This window comes from Brachybacterium paraconglomeratum, assembly GCF_003994255.1.
Classification (GTDB): domain Bacteria; phylum Actinomycetota; class Actinomycetes; order Actinomycetales; family Dermabacteraceae; genus Brachybacterium; species Brachybacterium conglomeratum.
This window is the reverse complement of the sequence record NZ_ML133856.1, coordinates 91545-111095: the sequence shown is the minus strand read 5'-3', so window position 1 is coordinate 111095 and position 19551 is coordinate 91545. Positions and strand designations below refer to the sequence as shown.

Sequence of the window (19551 nt, the reverse complement as noted above, 5' to 3'; positions counted from 1 at the left end):
CGTCCGACCGGGTTCAGCCGCCTGACCGGGATCAGGCGAGGTCGGCGGGGTCCACCAGGAGGCCGTCGAGGTCCAGGACGTAGCCGCCGACGCTCTCGGCGATCAGCCCGGCGATCACCCCGATGCGCCGGTACGCCTCCTGCCAGCGCTCCGCCGTCGGGGCGTCCGGCGTCTCGATCGCGTCCTCCTCCGGGTCCGCGGTGACGTGGACCAGCTGGTAGTCCACGGCATCGCCCAGCCATTCGAGGGCGCTGAGGGCGACGGGGCGGGCGCTGCGCCCCACCCGCACCTCGATCACGTCGCCGCCGGGCAACGGCGCGGTGAGCCCGTAGCCGGTGCGGGAGGTCTCCTCGGGGGCGCGGTCCAGCTCCGCCTCCGGCTCGAGCGGCGCGAGCAGCTGGGCGAGGGACTCCGGCGCGAGGGCGTGGGGGCTCGTGACCGTCAGGTCCCGCACGTGGTACGGATGCGGCTCGAGGCGGACGTGGTCGTCGGTGACGACAGCGCCGTACATACGCCGTGCGAGCGCCCAGGCCAGGTCGAGGCTCTCCCGCTCCACGCCGAAGGGCAGCCCCTCGGGGAAGGCGCGGCCGTAGCCGTGGGAGTCGACCATGCCCTCGGGGACGGGGTCCTCGCGCACCCGTGGGGTCTCCAGGGTCCAGCGTCCCGCCCCGCGCGGCGTCCGGTCGGGGACCAGGCGGACGTCGTCGCCGATCTCGATCACCCCGCCCTCGCCCTCCCGGGCGGTGGGGCGGACGTTGAGGATCATCGTGAGCACCTCGGCGGGGTCGGTGTCCCGCGGCAGCTGGAGACGATGGCTGGTGCGGACCGGCTCGGTCACTGCTGCTCCTCCTGGAGAGGGATCCGGGTGCGATGGAAGTTCTGCGCCGAGCGGGAGGGGGTGGGCCCGCGCTGGCCGAGATAGCGGTTGAGGTTCCCGGCGCTGCCGTAGGGGTTCTGCGACGGGCTGGAGAGGCGGAAGAAGCACAGCTGGCCGATCTTCATGCCGGGCCACAGCGCCACCGGGAGGGTCGCCATGTTCGACAGCTCCAGGGTGATGTGCCCGTCGAAGCCGGGGTCGATGAACCCGGCGGTCGAATGGGTCAGCAGCCCCAGCCGGCCCAGCGAGCTCTTGCCCTCCAGCCGGGCGGCGACGTCGTCCGGCAGGGTGATCTGCTCATAGGTCGAGGCGAGCACGAACTCCCCCGGATGCAGCATGTACGCCTCGTCGGGATCGACGGCGACCTCGCGCGTGAGGTCCGCCTGCTCGATCGAGGGGTCGATCAGGGCGTGCTTGTGGTTGTCGAAGAGGCGGAAGAAGCGGTCGATCCGCACGTCCACGGAGGCGGGCTGGATCATCGCCTCGTCGAACGGGGACAGCCGCACCCGTCCGGCCTCGATCTCGGCCCGGATGTCTCGATCGCTCAGCAGCACGGCGAACAGACTAGTCCCCCGCCGGCGCCGTGCGTGAGCCCGTCCCGAATCATCCCGGTTCGCGGACCACTCCGGAGAGGGGGTATGCTGTCTCCCGTTCGCTCGGACGGCAGGCCTCCTGCTCCGGCCGGGCACCGTTTCGCGGGTGTAGTTCAATGGTAGAACTTCAGCTTCCCAAGCTGACAGCGCGGGTTCGATTCCCGTCACCCGCTCTCGCGACCAGAGCCGCGATCTCCGTCCCCGGAGGTCGCGGCTCCGTCATGTCGGGGTCATGCCAGGGGTCGAAGTCCAGGATCACGTCCGAGTGGGCCCGCGCCCTTCTCCCGCCTCGCTCCCCGCCGCGGCGTGACGCGCTCCGATCCCCCTTCGCGCAGGGGTCTGCGGCACACGGGTTCTGTCGAACGTCCCGGTGAGTGTAAGAATGCGGCATGCCCAAGATCATCGGAGGGTCGCTCGAGGAGCACCGCGAACGCACGCGGGAGAAGATCTTCGCCGCCCTGGCCGAGCTGCTGGAGACCCAGGAGTTCGAGACCATCACCTTCTCCCGCATCGCGGCCGCGGCCGGCGTGGGCCGCACCGCGATGTACAACCACTTCCCCGACCGCGAGACCCTCCTGATCGAGTACGCGATCCACGAGACGACGGACTACATCACCCAGCTGCGGGCCGGGGTCAGCGACTCGGCGACCCCGCGCGAGGCGGTCATCGCCTACGTGCGCACCCAGCTGGAGCTCACCGTCTCCTTCCACGTCCCGCAGGCCGCGGGCCGGGCCTCCCTCACCCCCGACGCGGCCTCGCGGATGCGCGAGCACGTGGTGCTGATCGAGGAGGTGCTCAGCACGATCGTGGAGGCCGGGATCGCGGCGGGCGACTTCTCCGCCGACCTCGACGTGACCGGCACCGTCCGGATCATCAACGGCCTGCTCGTCGGCTCCTCCGCGAAGCGCTACCCGCGCGAGGCGCTGGAGCGCTTCGTGCTGCAGGGGCTCGGCGCGACCGTCTGAGCGCCGGCGCCTCAGCCCTTGCCCTTGCGCTTCCTGCGGGTGGGCCGGGCGGTGACGGTGACCTCGTGGCGGTCCTCCTCGTCGACCTCCCAGTCCATCGCGTCCAGGGATTCCTCCGGGGCCTCCTCCGCGCTGCGGGAGAAGAGCGGGCGGGACAGCTCCTCGTGCTCGTCCTCGAGGTCCACCTCGGGCGCGGTGGCGGTGATGACCCAGCAGGTCAGCGCGATGATGATCGCGACCACGGCGATGCCCCAGCGGAGATAGGAGCTGGTGCCGTCGGTGCTCATCCCCACCACGGCGCTCACCGCGAGCGCGGAGAGCAGCGAAGCGGTCAGCGCCAGCGGCAGCGCCACCGAGCCGATCACGGAGCGCAGGATGCCGGTGAGCACCGCCCCGCCGAGCGCGCCGGAGTGCCCCCAGGAGCCGGGGCCGCCGTAGCGGCCGGAGCCGATCACGGCGGAGGCGCCGGCGAGGGTCGAGGCGGAGCCGAGGGTCCACAGCCCCAGGCCCGCCGCGGTCAGCACCACGCCGACGACGAGGCCCGGTAGGGCGGCCGGGCCGAGCCCGAAGCCGGCCACCACCGGGGCGAGCACCGCGACGACCACGGGGGTCAGCGCGGCCCGTCGCACCATCTCGGGCAGCTCGGGCAGGTCCGCGCCGTCACGGCCCTCGAGCATCGCCGCGCGGGTCTCCACGACCGCGTTCGCGCCGAGCCGGCGGGCGCCGTCCAGGAGCGAGGAGGTCATCAGCAGGACGGTCACCACGCCGAGGGCGACGCCGCCGAGCAGGGTGAGCGAGGCGGGGGTCGCCAGGTGCAGGGCCCGGTCCTCCCAGACGGTCGCGGCGCGCGGGGCGAGCTGCAGCGCGGAGACGACGGGTCCGAGGGCTCCGAGGCCGATCAGCACTGCGGCGAGCAGCAGCGCGCCGAGCGGACCGGTCGCGATGCCGCCCGCGGCGCGGCGCGAGCCGCTCTCCGCCCCGGCGCGGTCCAGCAGCGTGGAGGCCAGCAGCGGCCCCGCGTGGCCGGCGACCACGATCAGCGCGCCGAGGCCGGCGTGGACCGCGAGGGTCAGGGCGAGGGAGGGCACACCGGCGGCGAGCACGGAGAGCACGGCGGCGATGAGGACCACGAGGGCGAGCGCCCCGGCGGCGGTCAGCGCCGTGGAGCCCAGGCCGGCGGTGAGGCCGAGCGCCCCGCCGGTGCGGGAGGTGCGGGCGGCGCGCAGCACGGAGCCGCCCAGGCGGTGGCCGGTGCCGCCCAGCAGCAGCACCGCCGCGAGCGCGGCGAGGGCGCCGAGGCCGAGCGCCACGGCGACCACGACGTTCGGGGTGATGCCGTAGAGGGCGAGCATGTCGAGGAAGGCGGAGGCGTACTGCGAGTCGTCCGTCTGGGAGATGAACTGGCTCAGGTCGCCGCCGAGCTCCTCGATCTGCGGCTCGAGCTGCTCGCGCGGGGTGTCGGTGCCGCCGGTGATCGCGGGGTCGGTGAAGTTCTCGAGCCCGACGTCCTCGAAGCGGAGGTCCTTGTACTGGGAGGGGATCCACAGCGCCGCGGCGGCGACCGCGCCGGCGGCGCCGAGCACGGAGGGGATCAGTCCGCCCAGCTGCAGCGCACCGCGCTCGTGGCCCTCGCGGCCCGCATGGGGGACGACGGCGGCGACGCCCGCGGCGAGCAGCGCGGTGCCCAGCGCCAGCAGCGTGACGACGAAGCCCTCGGCCGCGAGGACGGGCACGCCGAGCAGCACGCCGAGGGCGGCGCCGGCGGTCGCGACGGCGACGAGGTCGGCGCCGAGGGCCCCGCCGCGGCGCACCATGCGGGCGCTGCGCAGGTGGGGGCCGCCGAGGTTCTCCTCGTCGTCGACGTCGAGCTCGTGCTCGTCGGTGCCGACCAGCACCGCGGCCGCGGCCGCTCCCGCCTCGACCGGGGCCGCGCTGGCCCGCACCACGAGGGCGGAGATCGCGGCGCCCGCGGCGAGGGCGACGAGCGCAGGCCCGGCCGTGGTCTGCAGGAACCACACCGCGATCACCACGGGCAGCGCGGCGAGCGCGAGCGCGCCGGCGACCGTGAGCGCCCCCAGACGCGGGACCATCGCCCCGCGCCGCTCGGGATCGACGCCGAGCGCGGCGAGCTGGATCGCCAGGCCCCGCCAGGCCGCGAGCGGGCCGAGCGCGAGCCCGACCAGCAGCATCGCCGAGCGCAGGATGCGGTCGTCGGTCCCGCCGGGGGCCAGGTACACCACCACGGCGAGCGGCAGCCCCACCCACAGCAGGATCGAGGCGGAGGACAGCAGCGGCGCGCCGAGCCGCCGTCCGAGGGTCGGGTCCACCTCGGCGCTGTCCTCGTCGCGCCGCAGCCGGGTGGGCACGACCGCCCCGGCGACGAGCGCGGCCACGGCCAGCAGGCCGAGGACGAGCAGGGTGACGGCGAGATCGTCGCCGAGGGGGAATTGCGTGATCAGATCCACGGGTCGGCTTCAGCTTCCGTCGGCGTCAGAGGTCAGGCGAGCAGGGAGAGGTCCAGATGATCCGGGCCGCCCTCGACGACTCGGATCGGGACCCCCCAGTCCTGCTGGTGCATGTGGCAGGCGGGGAACTCCACGGCCGGGTCCGCGTCGCAGGAGGCGGCGCGGGCGCTGACGTGGAGGACGCCCTCGGCGTACGCGGGGTCGAGGGTCACGGTGCGCTCGAGAGCGGTGTCCACCCCTCCCCCGCCGGTCAGCATCGAGGTGGGGGTGGTCGCGATCGTGACCTGCGTGGACGGCCCGAGGGAGTCGTCGAGCTTGTGCCCGGGCGGCGGCGTGAACAGCACGCGCACGGTGAGCGGGCCGGGACCCACCTCGGTCGCGGGCCGCTCGGAGCGCTGGGCGCCCTCGTCGATCACGCGCTCGGCGGCCTTCGCGACCGGCACCCAGGTGATGCGGTGCGCGCCGGACTCGACGACGATCAGCTGGCCGATCCCGTCCACGGGCGGGCCGACGATCGCATCGGAGGGCTCCTTGAGGTCGGTCGCGACGGTGACGACCTCGCCGGTCTCCTCGTCCAGGAGGCGGATCGCGCCGTTGTAGGTGTCGGCGATCGCGATGCGCCCGTCGGGCAGGGCGGTCACGCCGAGGGGGTGCTGGAGGCGGGCCCGGTCGAGCGGTCCGTCCACATGGCCGAAGTCGAACAGGCCCTTGCCCACCAGGGTGCTGACCTGCATGGTCTGCGGGTCCAGGAGGCGCACCGCGGAGGACTCGGAGTCCGCGATCACGATTCGGCCGTCGGGCATCTCGTCCAGGCCCGAGGGCTGCGCCCACCAGGAGGTGACGGCGGGGCCGTCGACCAGGCCCTCCTGGGTGGTGCCCGCGAGGACCAGCAGGGCGCCGGTGGCGGGGTCGTAGGTCCACAGCTGGTGGATCCCGGCCATGGCGATCACTGCCCGGTTCAGGGAGTGGCTCCAGGTGAGGTCCCAGGGGGTGGAGAGGCTGTAGGAGCGGGCATCGCCCTCGCCGCGCGGCAGCGGCTCGCCCTGCATCCACTGCTCGCCGGTGCCGGCGAGGGTGGTGACCTCGGTCGTGGTGCGGGAGCGCAGCAGGCGGTCCTGCCCGATCTTCACGCCGCGCAGGCGGTGCCCGGCGGTGTCGGCGACCAGGAGGTCGTAGCCGACCTCCTGGGCGACCTCGGCGGGCAGGGCGAGGACGCCGTTGGGCTCGGCGAACCGGGCGGTGTCCTCGTCGCCGTCGGCATGGCCGCGCTCCCCGGTGCCGATGATCGCGTCGACCGTCGCGCCGTCGGCCTGGAAGACGACCAGGCGGTGCTGGCCCGCGTCGGAGACCACCAGCCGGCCGTCGGGCAGGACGGCGAGCTTCGAGGGGAAGCGGAGGGTCTGCTCGGTCCGCTCGGCGAGGACGGTCGGCGCGGGGCCGCGACGCAGCGAGCCGTCGGCCTCGCCCTCGGCGACGAGCTCGGCGACCAGGCGGTCGAGGTTCGCGGCATGGCCCTCGCCGGAGAGGTTGCCGGCGATGCGGCCGTGGGTGTCCAGGACCATCAGGGTGGGCCAGGCGCGGGCGCCGTAGGCGCTCCAGGTCTCCAGCTCCGGATCGTCGATCACGGGGTGGGAGACCTCGTAGCGCTCGATGTTGGCCTGCAGCGCCTCGGGGTCCTTCTCGAACTCGAACTTCGGGGAGTGCACGCCGATGACGACGAGCTCATCGGCCCACTTCTCCTCGAGGGGGCGCAGCTCGTCCAGGACGTGCAGGCAGTTCACGCAGCAGAACGTCCAGAAGTCCAGCAGCACGATCTTCCCGCGCAGCGTCTCGAGGTCCAGCTCGGCGCCGCCGGTGTTCAGCCAGCCGCGGCCGCGCAGCGGCGAGCCGTGGGCGCGGGAGGTCAGGGGCGCGGAGGGGTCCGACGAAGTGGTCATGGGGTCCAGTGAACACCGGATCGGCGCCCGGGGGCCAACTCGGGTGACATGCGCGGACATCCGCGCGGGATCCCCTCCCGGGTCACCAGGTCGCGATCCAGGCCGCGAGCTCGGGATCGGTGAGGGAGGTGAGGGCGAGGTCCGCGGGCGGGACGGGGTGCCCGGGGGCGGGGACCGCGATGAGGCGCAGCCCCGCGTCGCGGGCGGCGCGGGCTCCGGTCCCTGAGTCCTCCAGGGCCAGGCAGTCCTCGGGCCGCTGTCCCAGGGCGCGGGCCGCCGCAGCGTACATGTCGGGGGCCGGCTTGGGGTTCTCGACGGTGTCCGAGGCCTCCAGGACGGTGAAGTGCTCCCGCAGGCCGCCGGCGACGAGCTTATGGTCCAGCGCCTCGAGCCAGGAGTTCGAGGCGCAGCCCAGCGGCACCCGGGCCGCTGCCGCCCGCAGCACCTCGGCCGCGCCGGGCAGGGTGCGCACCCCGCCGGAGAGCTCGTGGTCGAACTCGCGGTGCAGGTCGGCGAGGACCTCGGCCTCGGTGTGGTTGGAGCGGCGGGCGATCAGCTCGGCGGCGACCTCGATCGTCGAGCCGTGCAGCACGGCGTCGTCCTCGGGGTCCAGGACCGCGCCGCGCGCGGCGACGACCGTGTCCTGGGCGCGCTGCCACACCGACTCGGTGTCCAGCAGCAGGCCGTCGCAGTCGAAGACGACGGCGCGCGGGGTCCAGTCGCCGAAGGCGCGGGCGAAGCGGTCGGGCGCGGTGCTCATCGGCGGGCCTCCCAGGTCGAGATCCAGTCGGCGAGGACGGGGTCCTCGAGGGAGTCGAGCCGGCGCGGCGCGACGGGGTCCTGGCCGGGGATCGACGGCACCGCGATGAGCTGCATCCCGGCGGCGAGGGCGGCCCGGGCGCCGGTCTCAGAGTCCTCCAGCGCCAGGCAGTCGGCGGGATCGGCGCCGAGCGCCGCGGCGGCGGCGAGGTAGAGGTCGGGGGCCGGCTTCCCGGCGGCGACGTCGTCGAGGGAGACCCGGGCGTCGAAGGCGTCGGTGAGGCCGAGCGCGTCGAGGGTCCGCTCCAGCAGGTCCCGCGGGGAGTTCGAGGCGACGGCGACGGGGCGCACCGCGGCGACCGCCCGGACGGTCCTGACCGCTCCGGGCAGCGGCACCAGCGGCTCCTCCAGACGCTCCTGGTGGGCGGCCATGAGCTCCGCCCCGGCGCGGTGCGGGTCCTTGCCGATGGCCTCGGCGATCGCGGTGACCACGACCTCGATCGGCCGGCCGGTCAGGGCGCGGCGCGCCTCCGGGTCGAGGGACGCGCCGTGGTCGGCGAGATAGTCCTCCTGCAGCGCGAGCCAGCGCCCCTCGGTGTCCACCAGCAGTCCGTCGCAGTCCATCACCACGGCGGCCGGGGACCACGCGGGCGGCCACGTCTCCAGCGGGGAGGGTGCCAGGAGGGCACCGGGGTCGCTCGCATCGGTCATGGCCCCAGCCTAACGATCACCGCGGCCCCGGCGTCCAGCGAGCTCCCGCCCGCGGAGCGGCCGCTCAGGCCGACACCGCCGCGAGCCCCTGCTCCAGGTCGGCGAGGATGTCCTCGATGTGCTCGATGCCCACGGAGAGGCGGACGAAGCCGGGGGCGACGCCGGCGGCGCGCAACTCCTCCTCGGTCAGCTGCGAGTGGGTGGTCGAGGCGGGGTGGATGACGAGGCTGCGCACGTCGCCGATGTTCGCCACGTGCGAGTGGAGGGTGAGGGCGTCCACGAAGCGGCGCCCGGCCTCGAGGCCGCCGGGCAGCTCGAAGCCGAGCACGCTGCCGGAGCCCTTCGGGAGATAGCGCTGGGCCCGCTCGTGGTGCGGGGAGGAGGGCAGGGAGGCCCAGGTGACCGTGCCCACCCGCTCGTCGGCCTCGAGGAAGTCGGCGACGCGGCGGGTGTTCTCCAGGTGGCGCTCCATCCGCAGCGGCAGCGTCTCCAGGCCCTGCCCGATGAGGAAGGCGTTGAACGGGGAGACGGCCGGGCCCAGGTCGCGCAGCAGGTTGGTGCGGGCGCGGGTCGCGAAGGGGCCGGGCACGCCGGCGAAGACGAGGCCGTTGTAGGACTCGTCGGGCTCGGTGAACTGGGGGTACTTCTCGGCGTGGGCGGTGAAGTCGAAGCTGCCGCCGTCCACGATCGCGCCCGCGATCGAGGTGCCGTGCCCGCCGAGGAACTTGGTCGCCGAGTGCACGACCACGTCCGCGCCGTGCTCGAGCGGGCGCAGCAGGTACGGGGTCGCGACGGTGTTGTCGACGATCAGCGGGACGCCGACCTCGTGGGCGACGTCGGCGAGGGCGCGCAGGTCCGGGATGTCCTGCTGCGGGTTCGGGATCGACTCCACGAAGAAGGCGCGGGTGGTCCCGTCCGCGGCGGCGCGCCAGGAGGCGGGATCGGTCGGGTCCTCGACCCACTGCGGGGTGATGCCGAGGCGGGTGAGGGTGTGCTTGAAGAGGTTGAAGGAGCCGCCGTACAGGCTCGGGGAGACGGCGACCGAGTCGCCGGCCCCGGCGAGGTTCAGGATCGACAGCGTGATGGCGCTCTGCCCGGAGGCGAGCAGGAGCCCGGCCACGCCGCCCTCGAGCGCGGCGATGCGGTCCTCGACCGCGGCCTGGGTGGGGTTGGTGATGCGGGTGTAGATCGGGGCGGCCTCGGCGAGCGCGAAGCGGTCCGCGGCGGACTGCGCCGAGGGGAAGACGAAGCTGGTCGTCTGGTGGATGGGCAGGGCGCGCGAGCCCGCGTCCGCGTCGGGGGTCTGGCCGGCGTGGACGGCGAGGGTCTCGAACTTCTGGTCCTGCTGCGTCATGGCTGCGCTCCTCCTGGGCGTCGGGGGTTGCGCTCAGCCTGTCCGTCGCACGCCGGCAGGGCGAGCACTGTGAACGTCTGTGTCGCCGAGCTCGAGCAGCTCCCCGTCCCAGCGGCGGCGCAGCCAGCGGTCGTGGGAGGCGATCAGCACGGTCCCGCCCCAGTCCGCGAGCGCGGCCTCGAGCCGGGTCGCGGTGACCAGGGCCAGGTGGTTGGTGGGCTCGTCGAGGATCAGCAGCTCGGGCGGGTCCAGCAGCACCGCGGCGAGCATGACGCGGCGCAGCTGCCCGCGGGAGAGGGTCTCCAGGGGGCGGGAGAGGTCGCGGGGGTGGACCAGACCGAACAGCTCCGGCTGCTCGTCCTCCTCCAGGCCGGCCGCGCGGCGCAGATGGGCGCCGACGGTCCGGCCGGGCACGGGCTCGTCGTCCTGGCGGAGGTGCCCGATCCGCAGCGAGCGGGGCCGGCTCACGGTGCCGGAGGTCGGCGCGAGCCGGCCCGCCACCACGTCGAGCAGGGTCGACTTCCCGCTGCCGTTCGCGCCGGTGACCAGCAGGTGCTCCCCTGCCGAGAGGGCGAGGGAGACCGGTGCGAGTCGGCCTTCGACGGCGACGTCCGCCAGGGCGAGCTGGACCTGGCCGGCGCCGCGGGGCGCGTCGGGCAGGTGGGTGAGCTCGAGCTCGGCCGGCGGCTTCCTGACCTGGTCCTGCTCGAGCTGGGCGAGGCGCTGCTCGGCGTCGCGCACGTGTCGGGAGACGCGCAGGGCGTTGCGGTCGGCGAAGAACTTCCGGGCCATCTTCACCTCGGCCCGGCTGCGGGACTCGCGGCCGAGCGTGTGGGCGTCCCGGGCGACCTCCCGCAGCCGGGTCAGCTCCTCCTGCTCGGTGCGATAGCGGTGCTCCCACCGGTCGCGGGCCTCGTAGCGGGCCAGCAGGTAGTCGCTGAAGGTGCCGGTGAAGGCGCGCAGCCCGCCGGGCTCCTCGCCGAGCGGCGACTCGGCGGGGTCGAGGTCGAGCTGGGCGGAGGTCGCGTCGTCGAGGAAGGCGCGGTCGTGGCTGGCGATGAGGACGGGGCCGGGATGGGCGGCGATCGCCCCCGAGACGAAGGCGGCGGCCTCGTCGTCGAGATGGTTCGTCGGCTCGTCGAGCAGCCAGCTGGTGGGGCGGGCGATCAGCAGGTGCGCGAGCGCGAGCCGTTCGCGCTGACCGCCGCTGATCTCCCCGAGCGGGGTGTCGCCGGGCAGGTCCGCGAGCCCGAGGCCGGCGAGGGTCTCCTCGGCGCGGCGCTCGGCGTTCCAGACGTCGGCGAGGGTGGCCTCGGCGAGGACGTGGTCGTAGCGGGCGGCGGCCGCGGCGGTGCCGCCGGCGAGCTCCTCCCCCGCCGTGATCAGCTCCCGCTCGAGGCGCCGGGAGCGCTCGAGCGCGTCGGCGAGGACGCCGGCGAGCGGGGTGCGGGGGCCGAAGGGCAGCTCCTGGCGCAGCATCCCGACGGGGCCGGGCACCTCGCAGGTGCCGGCGTCGGGGTGGAGGTCCCCGGCGAGGACCCGCAGCAGGGTGGACTTTCCGCTGCCGTTCTCGCCGAGCAGCCCGGTGGGGCGCCCGGCGGGCACGACGAGGCTCACGTCGGTCAGGACGCGGCGGTCCGCGGCGAGGCCGGGATAGGTGAAGGAGATCCCGTCGGCTCGCAGGTGCAGGGAGGGGTCGGCGGCCGCGGGGGCGGCGGACGGGGTGTGGGAGGGCATGGATCAGCTCCTCGGCGCGGAGGGACGGCGGGCGCGGGGCTGATCACAGACGCATGGCGACCACGGTAGGGGCCGCGCCCCGGCGCCGTCGAGGGAATTATCCGCCCAGCGCCGCGACCGCGGAGCGGATCCCGGCGGGGTCGCCGATCCGGCGGGGGTCCCGGGGGAAGTCCTCGAGCGCGGCGGCCGACGCCCGGGCGTCCGTCCCGGACAGCAGCGCGACCAGCGCGACGCGCACGCTGCCGCCCGCGTCCTCGAGCACCCGCGCCGCCTCCTCGGGCTCGGCGCCGCTGGCCTGGACGAGCATCCGCACGGTGCGGGCGACGAGCTTCTCGTTCGTGGGCCGCACCTGGATCATCAGGTTCCCGAAGGTGGTCCCGAGCCGGACCATCGTCGCGGTGGAGAGGGCGTTGAGGGTGAGCTTCTGCGCGGTCCCGGCCTTCATGCGGGTGGAGCCGGTGACCACCTCGGGGCCGACGTCGAGGAGGATCGCATGGTCCGCGAGCGGGGCGAGCGGAGCGGCGGGGTTCGCGGAGATCAGCGCGGTGGGCATCCCCGCGGCGCGGGCGGCCTCGAGCGCGCTGGCCACGAAGGGGGTGCGGCCGCTCGCGGCGAGGCCGATCACGACATCGCCCTCACGGCACTGCTCGCGCACCAGCTGCGCGCCCTGCGCGGCGGAGTCCTCGGCGCCCTCGACCGCGGTGAGGAAGGCGCCGGGCCCGCCCGCGAGATGGGCGGTGACCATCGACTCGTCGGCGTCGAAGGTCGGGGCGAGCTCGACCGCGTCCAGCACCGCGAGCCGGCCCGAGGTGCCGGCCCCGAGGTAGTGGACGGTGCCGCCGTCCGCGATCGCCGCCACGCACGTCTCCACCAGCGCGGCGATCTCGGCGGAGCGCGCCTGGACCGCCGCGGCGACGGTCGCGTCCTCGCCGAGGATCACGTCGACCATCCCGCGGGCGTCGAGGGTGTCCAGCTCGGCGCTGGCGGGATTGCGCTCCTCGGTGGGCGAGGCGAGCCCCACCAGGTCGACGTCGAGGCGGCTCGGGTCCCTGCGGGGGTTGCTCACGTGGTCTCCAATGATCGGTGGGCGTCGCACGGGACAGCGTAGGACAGGCGGGCGCGGCCCCTACGATGTGGGGGACGCTCGACGGGGAACGCTGGAGGAGGGAGCCCTATGCGCCAGCACCTGGTGCTCGCCGGGGATGTCGGGGGGACGCGCTCGCGGCTGGTCGCCGCGTCGGTGGGCGGCGGGCTCCTCGCGCAGGTCGAGGGGCCGGGAGCGAACCTCCGCTCCTCGGGTCCGGCGGCCTTCGACACGCTCGCGGCCACGATCGCCGAGGTGCTCGAGCAGGCCCGGCTCGCACTGCGCGCCGCCGACGCGGACGTCGACGACGACACCTCCGACGGGCCCGCCGGCCCGCTCGCCGACGGCCCCGCCGCCGAGGTCGCGGCGGTCGCGCTCGGCATCTCCGGGGCGGGGCCGGCGCGTGCGGCGGAGGTCCGCGCCGCGGTCGGCGAGCGCCTCGACCCGCTCGGGATCCCCGCCGAGCGCCTCCTGGTCACCGACGACCTGCACACCGCCTTCCTCTCCGGTGGGGTGGGCGACGACGGCCTGCTGGTGCTCGCCGGGACCGGCGCGGTCGCGGTCCGCTTCCGCGACCGGGAGGCGATCGCCCGCCGCGACGGGATGGGCTGGCTGCTGGGCGATGTCGGCTCCGCGGTGTGGCTGGGGCGGCGCACCCTCGAGGCGGTCGCCGCGGACCTCGACGGCCGCGGTGCCCGCACCCTGCTGACCGAGGAGGTCGGCGCCGCGCTGGGCCTGGACCTGCGCGAGGGGCATCGCCCGCCCTCCCCCACCGGCGACCCGCGCCAGGACCTGATCCGCGCGCTCGACGAGCACCTGCCCGCCGGGGCGCCGGCGGCGCTGGGACGCTTCGCGCCGCTGCCCGCCCGGGTGCGGGAGGACCCGGTCGCCCGCGGCATCCTCGCCGCCGTGATCGAGCACGTGCTGGACACGGTCGAGGCGCTGGATCCGGAGGCGGTGCTGCCCGTCGTGCTCGCCGGCTCCGTGCTCACCGGCCCGGGCCCGATCCATGACGAGGTGACGGCCTCGCTGCAGGACCGTCGCCGCTCCGTGAGCCCCGCGCCCGACGGGCTGCCGGGCGCGCTGCTGCTCGCACGCGAGCTCGCGGACCGGGTCGCCGGATGACCCGCGCACGTCGCCTGGTGCGCCACCAGGTGGTCCTCGCCTATGTCATGACGACGCCCATCACCACGCTCGGCGTCTTCGCGGTGATCACCGCGGTCGCCTGAACCGCCCCCGCGCGGAGACTAGGATGGCGGGCGTCAGCAGGCCGTCCACCCGGAAGAAGGCTCCTTTCGATGCCCGAGCTCCACGACCAGATCCCCACCCGTGAGAAGGTGCTGATCATCGGCGCCGGCCCCGCCGGCCTCGCCGCCGCGGCGTCGCTGAAGGCGCTCGAGGTGCCCTTCGACATCGTGGACCGCGCCGACCACGTCGGCGGCATCTGGGACCCCGAGCGGGAGGACTCCCCGATCTGGCCGACGATGGAGATGATCTCCTCGCGGGAGCAGACCCAGTACGAGGACCTCCTGCAGCCGGTCTCCTTCCCCGAGTTCCTCACCCCCGCGCACATGGCGAAGTACCTGCGCGCCTACGCCTCCCGCCACGGGATCACCGACCACTTCCGCCCGCGCACCGCCGTGCGCGCCGCACGCCCCTTCGAGGAGGGCGTGTGGGAGGTGGAGCTCTCCACCGGCGAGATCGGGATCTACCGCGCGGTGATCTCCGCGCACGGCATCTCGCAGCGCCCCCACCGCCCCGACTGGGCCGCCGACGTCCCGGGCACCGTGCAGGTCATGCACTCCTCGGAGTGGACCGGCGCCGACGGTCTCGAGGGCAGGCGCGTGCTGGTCGTCGGCTCCGGCCAGTCCGCCGCGGACATCGCGGTCGACGCCGCCCGTCGCGCGCTCGAGGTGCGCTGGTCGATGCGCACCGGCCACTGGGTCGTGCCGCGCCGCATCGCCGGGATCCCCGGCGACGTCGCCTCCGCGCGCGAGCCCGCGATGCTCGGCGGGCTGAACGCGAGGATCGCGGAGACCGTGGTGCGACGCACCGTCGGCGACCCGGTCGAGGCCGGTCTGCCCCGCCCGGCGCAGCCCCTGCTCGAGGACCGCGTGATCGTCTCCGACGACCTGCTGCAGCGGGTCCGCGAGGGGCGCATCACCCCCGTCGGCGAGGTCCAGGGCGTGGACGCCGAGGGCGTGGTCACGCACGCCCGCGGCCGCGACGCCTTCGGCACCGACACCTACCGTGCGGACCTGATCGTGCTGGCCACCGGCTACGAGACCGGGGCCGACCACCTCCCCGAGGACCTCGTGCCCCGCACCGCGAGCGGCGAGAGCGACCTCTTCCTCGGCGCCTTCGCCCGCGGCCGCGACGACCTCGTGATCCTCGGCCAGCAGCGGGTCTCCGGCGGCGTGCTGCCGCTCCTCGTCGAGCAGGCCGACATCGCCGCCTACATGCTCGCCGCGACCCGTGACGGCGGCACCTCCCCCGCGCTCGAGCAGTTCCGTCGCGTGCGCGGCGGCGCCGAGGCCGCGATCCCGGCCCGTCCCGCCCCCGCCTCCGGCGGGCTGCGCGGCCGGCTCGAGACCGCCGTCGGCACCCGCCGCGTCACCCCGCGCGAGGTCCCCTCCGGCGCCGGCGCCCGGGAGGGCCTGGTCCCCGCCGTGGACCGCGAGACCCAGCTCGCGCGGCTCCGCTCGGTGCGCAGCCTCTTCGGCTGAGCACCCCGGGGCCGACGCCCCGCCGCACGCTCCGACGAGGGGCCCGCGCCACGGCGCGGGCCCCTCGTCGTGCGGTCAGCCGCGGCGCCCGCGGATCCGCAGCGCCACCCCGCCGGCCACGAGCGCGACGAGCACCACGACGACGAGCACGAGCGTGCCCGCGGACTGCTGATCGGCGAGCGCGTCGGCCCGCCAGGTGCGGCCGGTCGCGCCGAACCAGCTCGCCGCCAGCAGGCGCTCCGTGCTGCGCAGCGCGATCCCCCCGGCGGCGCCCAGCAGCAGCGGGACCGCCGCGACCCAGGCCCGACGCGGCGCGGGCGCGAGCCGCACGGCGAGCGCGATCAGCGCACCGGCGGCGAGGGCCAGCAGCTGCAGCGCGAGATGGGCGGCGTGGCTGTCCAGGGCGGCGCGGAGCAGCGGCGGGCTGATGTAGCAGGCGGCGAGGAGCAGGGGTCCTGCCGCGGCGAGCAGCGCCGCGAGCGGCCAGCGCCCCTCCAGCAGGGTGCGCAGGCGCGGCGGGAGCGTCATCGCGCAGCCCAGCAGCACCCCGGCGGGCACGAGCAGCAGCACGTGCTGGAGGACGTGGGCGGAGACGAGCACCTTGCCGTACACGTTCAGCGGGCCCGAGGTCAGCAGCACGAGCGCGGCGGTCCCGAGCAGGAGCTGCAGGCTGCGCCCGCGCGGACGCGGCGGGGCGCTCGGCCTCCACCACAGCAGCAGCAGGACGCAGGCGAGCGCCGCCCCGAAGGGGTCCGGGCGCCACTGCCCGAGCACGGTGACGAGGTCCGGGGCGGGAGGCAGGGGGTAGCCGGTGAGGGTGCCGGCGGTGCCCGCCGGCGGGGTGCCCTCCTCCGCGGGCGGCGGGGAGGAGCTCATCGCCGCGGCGAGCGCGACGGCGAGCCCCATCAGCGCCAGCTCGAGCAGGGCGAGGCGCCGGTAGGTCCCCAGCGCCCGGCGCCCCTCGGCGTCCGTGCCGAGCCCGGTGGCGAGCTGGCGCCGCTGGAGCGCGCCGAGCAGGCCCAGGAGCAGCAGCACCACGGCCTTGCCGAGCCCGATCTGCACGTACGCGCTGGTGAGGAGCTCCGCGGGGGTGTTCATGCGCACCGCGAGCGCGAGCACCCCGCTCAGCGCCAGGGCGATCCAGCAGATCAGCGCGAGATGGGAGAAACCTCGCAGCACGCGCACGTCGTCGCGGCTGCGGCCCGTGAGGACCTGCAGCACGGCGAGGCCGCCCAGCCAGATCCCCACCGCCAGCAGGTGCACGAGCATCGTGGAGGTGGCGATCTCGTGGGTCTCGTCGCCTGCGGCGTGCCCGGTCATCGCGGCGGCGAAGGCGACGACGGAGGAGAGGACCGCGACGGCGCGGGCAAGGCCGACCGAGGTGCCGAGCACGGCGACGGTGGTGGTCGCCGCGGCGGCCAGCAGCCCGCACAGGAGCCAGACGCCGAGCTCCGTGGCGAGGAAGACTCCGAGGTCGGAGCCGAAGCGCGGCGAGCCGACGGGCTGTCCGGTCGCGATCGCGTAGGAGAACGTGAGGGAGGCGCCGCGGGCGAGGGTGGTGGCCGCGGCGGCGCCCGCGACGATGCCGAGGGCGCGGGTGCGGTCGGCCTCCTCGCGCAGGAGCCAGCCGGCGACCACGGCGCCGCCGAGGGTGAGGGCGGCGGCGAGGTCGGCGAGGTTCGCGGCGACCGGGGCGCCGATCCGGGCGACGGGACCCGCGTCCAGCAGCACGAGGCTGTCGCCGCCGGCGGCGTCGGCCGCGAGGACGGCGAGCAGGCTCAGCACCGCGAGGGCGGGCAGGAGGGCGAGGAGGGAGCGGCGCAGCGTCATGAGGCGATCACCAGTCCCACCCAGAGGGCGCCCATGCCGGTGCCGACGCTGAGCATCAGGTAGGCCAGCGCGATCGAGTAGGCGCCGCGGCGGACGAGCACGACGATGTCGTGCGCGGCGGTGGAAAGCGTGGAGAGCCCGCCGCAGAAGCCGCCGCCGAGCAGCACGTAGAACACGCCGCCCGCACCGGTGGCGGAGCCGAGCCGCGCCACGACGATGCCGAGCAGGAAGCAGGCCGCGACGTTGACCAGGAAGGTCAGCCAGGGCACGAGCCGCTCCCCGTTCTCGATGCCGCGGGTGGCGATCATGCGGGTGCCGGCGGTCTGCACGCCCCAGCGGGCGACCGCGCCGAGGCCGCCGCCCACGCAGACCACGGCGAGGCCGAGGACGAGCTGCAGCGCCGTCATGCCGCCCCTCCGTCCGTCGCCTCGAGCCCCCGGGCGCCGAGGCGGTTGCCCAGCAGCAGACCGAGGACGATCGCGCCGAGGCACAGCGCGAGGGTCAGCGCGGCGTACAGCAGGGCCAGCAGCGGGAAGTCCGCGCCGATCATCGCCGAGCCCTCGAGCACCACGGTGGACATGGTCGTGAAGCCGCCGCACAGCCCGGTGCCCAGCAGCGGGCGCATCCACGGCCGTCCCTCGCGAACCTCGAGCACGCCGTTGAGCGCGCCGAGCCCGAGGGAGCCCAGCACGTTCACGGTGAGGGTCGCCCACGGCACCTCGACCAGCGTGGGGGTGGTCACGGCGGGGTCGAGCACGGTCAGCAGGAAGCGGAGCATCGCCCCGAGCGCCCCGCCGGCGGCGACGAGCAGGGCGATCCGCCAGGTCGCCGGCGCCGGACGGACCGGGCCCGAGACGAGGGTCTCGGAGTCGGCGACGTCCACGTCGCGCAGGGCCGTCATCTCCACGGTGTGCATGCGGGGGTCGTCGCGCCGCGGCGGCGGGGAAGTGGGCGGGCTCGAGGTCACCGCACAAGGGTACTAAGGAGCGACCTCTCGCCTCTCAGCCCCAGACCAGGCCCAGGGAGGGGTCCTCGAGCACGGCGGAGACGTCGCGCAGCAGCTCCGCGCCGAGCGCCCCGTCGATCAGGCGGTGGTCGAAGCTCAGCGAGAGGGTCGCGACCCGGCGCGGCTCGATCCGCCCGTCCACCACCCACGGCTTCTCCTTGATCGCGCCGACGCCGAGGATGGCGGACTCCCCCGGGTTCAGGATCGGGGTGCCGGAGTCGATGTCGAAGACGCCGTAGTTCGTGATGGTGATGGTGCCGTCGCGGGTGTCGCGCAGGGAGGTGCGCCCGGCCCTCGCGGTGCGGGCGAGCTCCCCGATCCCCTCGGCGAGCTCCCGCAGCGTCATCAGGTGCGCGTCCTTCAGGTTCGGGACGATGAGGCCGCGCGGGGTCGCCGCGGCGATGCCGAGGTTGACGTAGTGCTTGTAGACGATCTCCTGGGCGTCCTCGTCCCAGGAGGCGTTGACCTCGGGATTGCGGCGGATCGCGACCAGCAGCGCCTTCGCGATCACGGCCAGGGGGCTGACCTTCACGTCGGCCCATTCGCGCGAGGCGCGCAGCTGGGAGACGATCCGCGTCACGCCGGTCATGTCGATCTCGTTGAACACCGTGACGTGCGGGGCGGTGAAGGCGGAGGCCACCATCGCCTCGGCGGTGCGCTTGCGGACCGAGCGGATCGGGACGCGGGTGGTGCGCTCGTCGCTCGTGACGCCGGAGAAGGGCTGGTCACGGGTGGTCTTCATGACGTCGCCGAGGTGCTCGGGCGCCTGCGGGGACTCCTCGGGGAAGTACGCACCGGCGCCGTCGTGAGCGGCGGGCTCCGCGCCGTAGGAGCGCTGCTGGGCGTTGAGCACGTCCTGCCGGGTGACGGTGCCCTCGGGGCCGGTGGCGAGCACGTCGTGCAGCGCGATCCCGAGGTCGCGGGCGAGCTTGCGCACCGGCGGCTTGGCGAGGATCCGGTCGATGGGGACCTGCTGCTCCGCGGCGGGCTGCGCGGGCTGGGCCCGGCGTCGGCGGCGGCGCGTGCCCGTGGCCCGCTCCCCATAGCCGACGAGGTTCTTCGGCTCCTGCGCGGCCGGCGCGCCCTCGCCCTCGCCCGCGGCGGCGGGCTGCTCCGGCTGCCCCTCGGCCTGCTCGGCGGCCTGCTCCGTCGCCTGGGCGGAGAGCTCGGCGGCCGACGGGTCCGCCTCCGCCGCGGCGGAGGGGGCGGCGGGTGCCGGGGACGGGGCGGTGCCGCCGGTGGTGTCCACGCGCATCAGCGGGGCGCCGACGAGCACCTCCTCGCCGACGGCGACGAGGACCTCGACGACGGTGCCGGCGACGTGGCTGGGCAGCTCGACGGCGCTCTTGGCGGTCTCGACCTCGACGACGGGGTCGTTGATCTCCAGGCGGTCGCCGACGGCGACCTTGATCTCGAGGATCTCGGCCTCGGTGAGGCCCTCGCCGGGATCGGTGAGGGCGATCGTGACGATCGAGGAGGCGTTCATGGTCGTGATCCTTTCACGCGG

The 19551-nt window shown here is 75.2% G+C and carries 16 protein-coding genes and 1 tRNA gene; 4 read left to right on the top strand and 13 right to left on the bottom strand.

Translation table 11 applies throughout. From position 1 onward, the window contains the following. Nucleotides 1-31: 31 nt before the first annotated feature. Both DS079_RS10750 and dcd read right to left on the bottom strand, forming a co-directional pair. The gene (locus tag DS079_RS10750; RefSeq protein WP_126987467.1) at nt 32-838 is read right to left on the bottom strand and encodes a hypothetical protein; all 807 of its coding nucleotides are present in this window, start codon (nt 836-838) and stop codon (nt 32-34) included. After that, the gene (gene dcd / locus DS079_RS10745) at nt 835-1431 is read right to left on the bottom strand and encodes a dCTP deaminase (protein WP_164736206.1); all 597 of its coding nucleotides are present in this window, start codon (nt 1429-1431) and stop codon (nt 835-837) included. Before dcd ends, DS079_RS10750 begins: the two co-directional genes overlap by 4 nt. A gap of 141 nt (nt 1432-1572) precedes the next feature. On the opposite strand from dcd, the gene DS079_RS10740 reads away from it, so the two are divergent. Both DS079_RS10740 and DS079_RS10735 read left to right on the top strand, forming a co-directional pair. Further along, a tRNA-Gly gene (locus DS079_RS10740) sits at nt 1573-1643 on the top strand. A 216-nt stretch (nt 1644-1859) separates the two neighbouring features. Then, the gene (locus DS079_RS10735) at nt 1860-2435 is read left to right on the top strand and encodes a TetR/AcrR family transcriptional regulator (RefSeq protein WP_053918353.1); all 576 of its coding nucleotides are present in this window, start codon (nt 1860-1862) and stop codon (nt 2433-2435) included. A gap of 11 nt (nt 2436-2446) precedes the next feature. Here the strand turns inward: DS079_RS10735 and DS079_RS10730 are convergent, their stop codons facing one another. The 7 genes from DS079_RS10730 to DS079_RS10700 form a co-directional block, all read right to left on the bottom strand. Beyond that, nucleotides 2447-4900, bottom strand: a complete 2454-nt coding sequence (locus DS079_RS10730; RefSeq protein ID WP_126987464.1) for a pyrophosphatase — start codon at nt 4898-4900, stop codon at nt 2447-2449. A gap of 32 nt (nt 4901-4932) precedes the next feature. Continuing rightward, nucleotides 4933-6837 (bottom strand): thioredoxin-like domain-containing protein, encoded by a 1905-nt coding sequence (locus DS079_RS10725; RefSeq protein WP_126987461.1) that lies wholly within the window; start codon nt 6835-6837, stop codon nt 4933-4935. A gap of 82 nt (nt 6838-6919) precedes the next feature. Continuing rightward, complete coding sequence (locus tag DS079_RS10720) at nt 6920-7597, bottom strand: HAD family hydrolase (protein WP_126987458.1); 678 nt, start codon at nt 7595-7597, stop codon at nt 6920-6922. After that, complete coding sequence (locus tag DS079_RS10715) at nt 7594-8307, bottom strand: HAD family hydrolase (RefSeq protein WP_126987455.1); 714 nt, start codon at nt 8305-8307, stop codon at nt 7594-7596. The genes DS079_RS10720 and DS079_RS10715 overlap by 4 nt, the downstream gene beginning before the upstream one ends. 64 nt (nt 8308-8371) lie before the next feature. After that, complete coding sequence (locus DS079_RS10710; protein WP_126987451.1) at nt 8372-9661, bottom strand: O-acetylhomoserine aminocarboxypropyltransferase/cysteine synthase family protein; 1290 nt, start codon at nt 9659-9661, stop codon at nt 8372-8374. A 33-nt stretch (nt 9662-9694) separates the two neighbouring features. Beyond that, nucleotides 9695-11398, bottom strand: coding sequence for an ABC-F family ATP-binding cassette domain-containing protein (locus DS079_RS10705; RefSeq protein ID WP_126987448.1), 1704 nt, complete (start codon nt 11396-11398; stop codon nt 9695-9697). A 97-nt stretch (nt 11399-11495) separates the two neighbouring features. Continuing rightward, a complete protein-coding gene (locus DS079_RS10700) occupies nt 11496-12464 on the bottom strand; it encodes an N-acetylmuramic acid 6-phosphate etherase (protein WP_126987445.1) in 969 nt (322 codons plus the stop codon). A 108-nt stretch (nt 12465-12572) separates the two neighbouring features. Between DS079_RS10700 and DS079_RS10695 the strand changes: the two genes are divergently transcribed. Further along, nucleotides 12573-13607, top strand: coding sequence for an N-acetylglucosamine kinase (locus DS079_RS10695; RefSeq protein WP_126987442.1), 1035 nt, complete (start codon nt 12573-12575; stop codon nt 13605-13607). 173 nt (nt 13608-13780) lie between these two features. Beyond that, nucleotides 13781-15208 carry a flavin-containing monooxygenase gene (locus DS079_RS10690; protein WP_126987439.1) on the top strand — a complete coding sequence of 476 codons (1428 nt, stop codon included), beginning with the start codon at nt 13781-13783 and terminating at the stop codon, nt 15206-15208. A 75-nt stretch (nt 15209-15283) separates the two neighbouring features. On the opposite strand, the gene DS079_RS10685 is transcribed toward DS079_RS10690, so the two are convergent. Genes DS079_RS10685 through DS079_RS10670 form a run of 4 tightly spaced genes read right to left on the bottom strand, consistent with a single transcriptional unit; the run spans nt 15284 to nt 19530 of the window. Further along, the gene (locus tag DS079_RS10685) at nt 15284-17038 is read right to left on the bottom strand and encodes a cytochrome c oxidase assembly protein (RefSeq protein ID WP_126987436.1); all 1755 of its coding nucleotides are present in this window, start codon (nt 17036-17038) and stop codon (nt 15284-15286) included. After that, the gene (locus DS079_RS10680; RefSeq protein WP_126987434.1) at nt 17035-17445 is read right to left on the bottom strand and encodes a fluoride efflux transporter FluC; all 411 of its coding nucleotides are present in this window, start codon (nt 17443-17445) and stop codon (nt 17035-17037) included. Before DS079_RS10680 ends, DS079_RS10685 begins: the two co-directional genes overlap by 4 nt. After that, nucleotides 17442-18005, bottom strand: a complete 564-nt coding sequence (locus DS079_RS10675; RefSeq protein WP_241237626.1) for a FluC/FEX family fluoride channel — start codon at nt 18003-18005, stop codon at nt 17442-17444. The genes DS079_RS10680 and DS079_RS10675 overlap by 4 nt, the downstream gene beginning before the upstream one ends. Nucleotides 18006-18039: 34 nt before the next feature. Next, entirely contained in the window at nt 18040-19530 is a 1491-nt protein-coding gene (locus DS079_RS10670; protein ID WP_126987431.1) for a dihydrolipoamide acetyltransferase family protein, read from the bottom strand. Nucleotides 19531-19551: the final 21 nt, after the last annotated feature.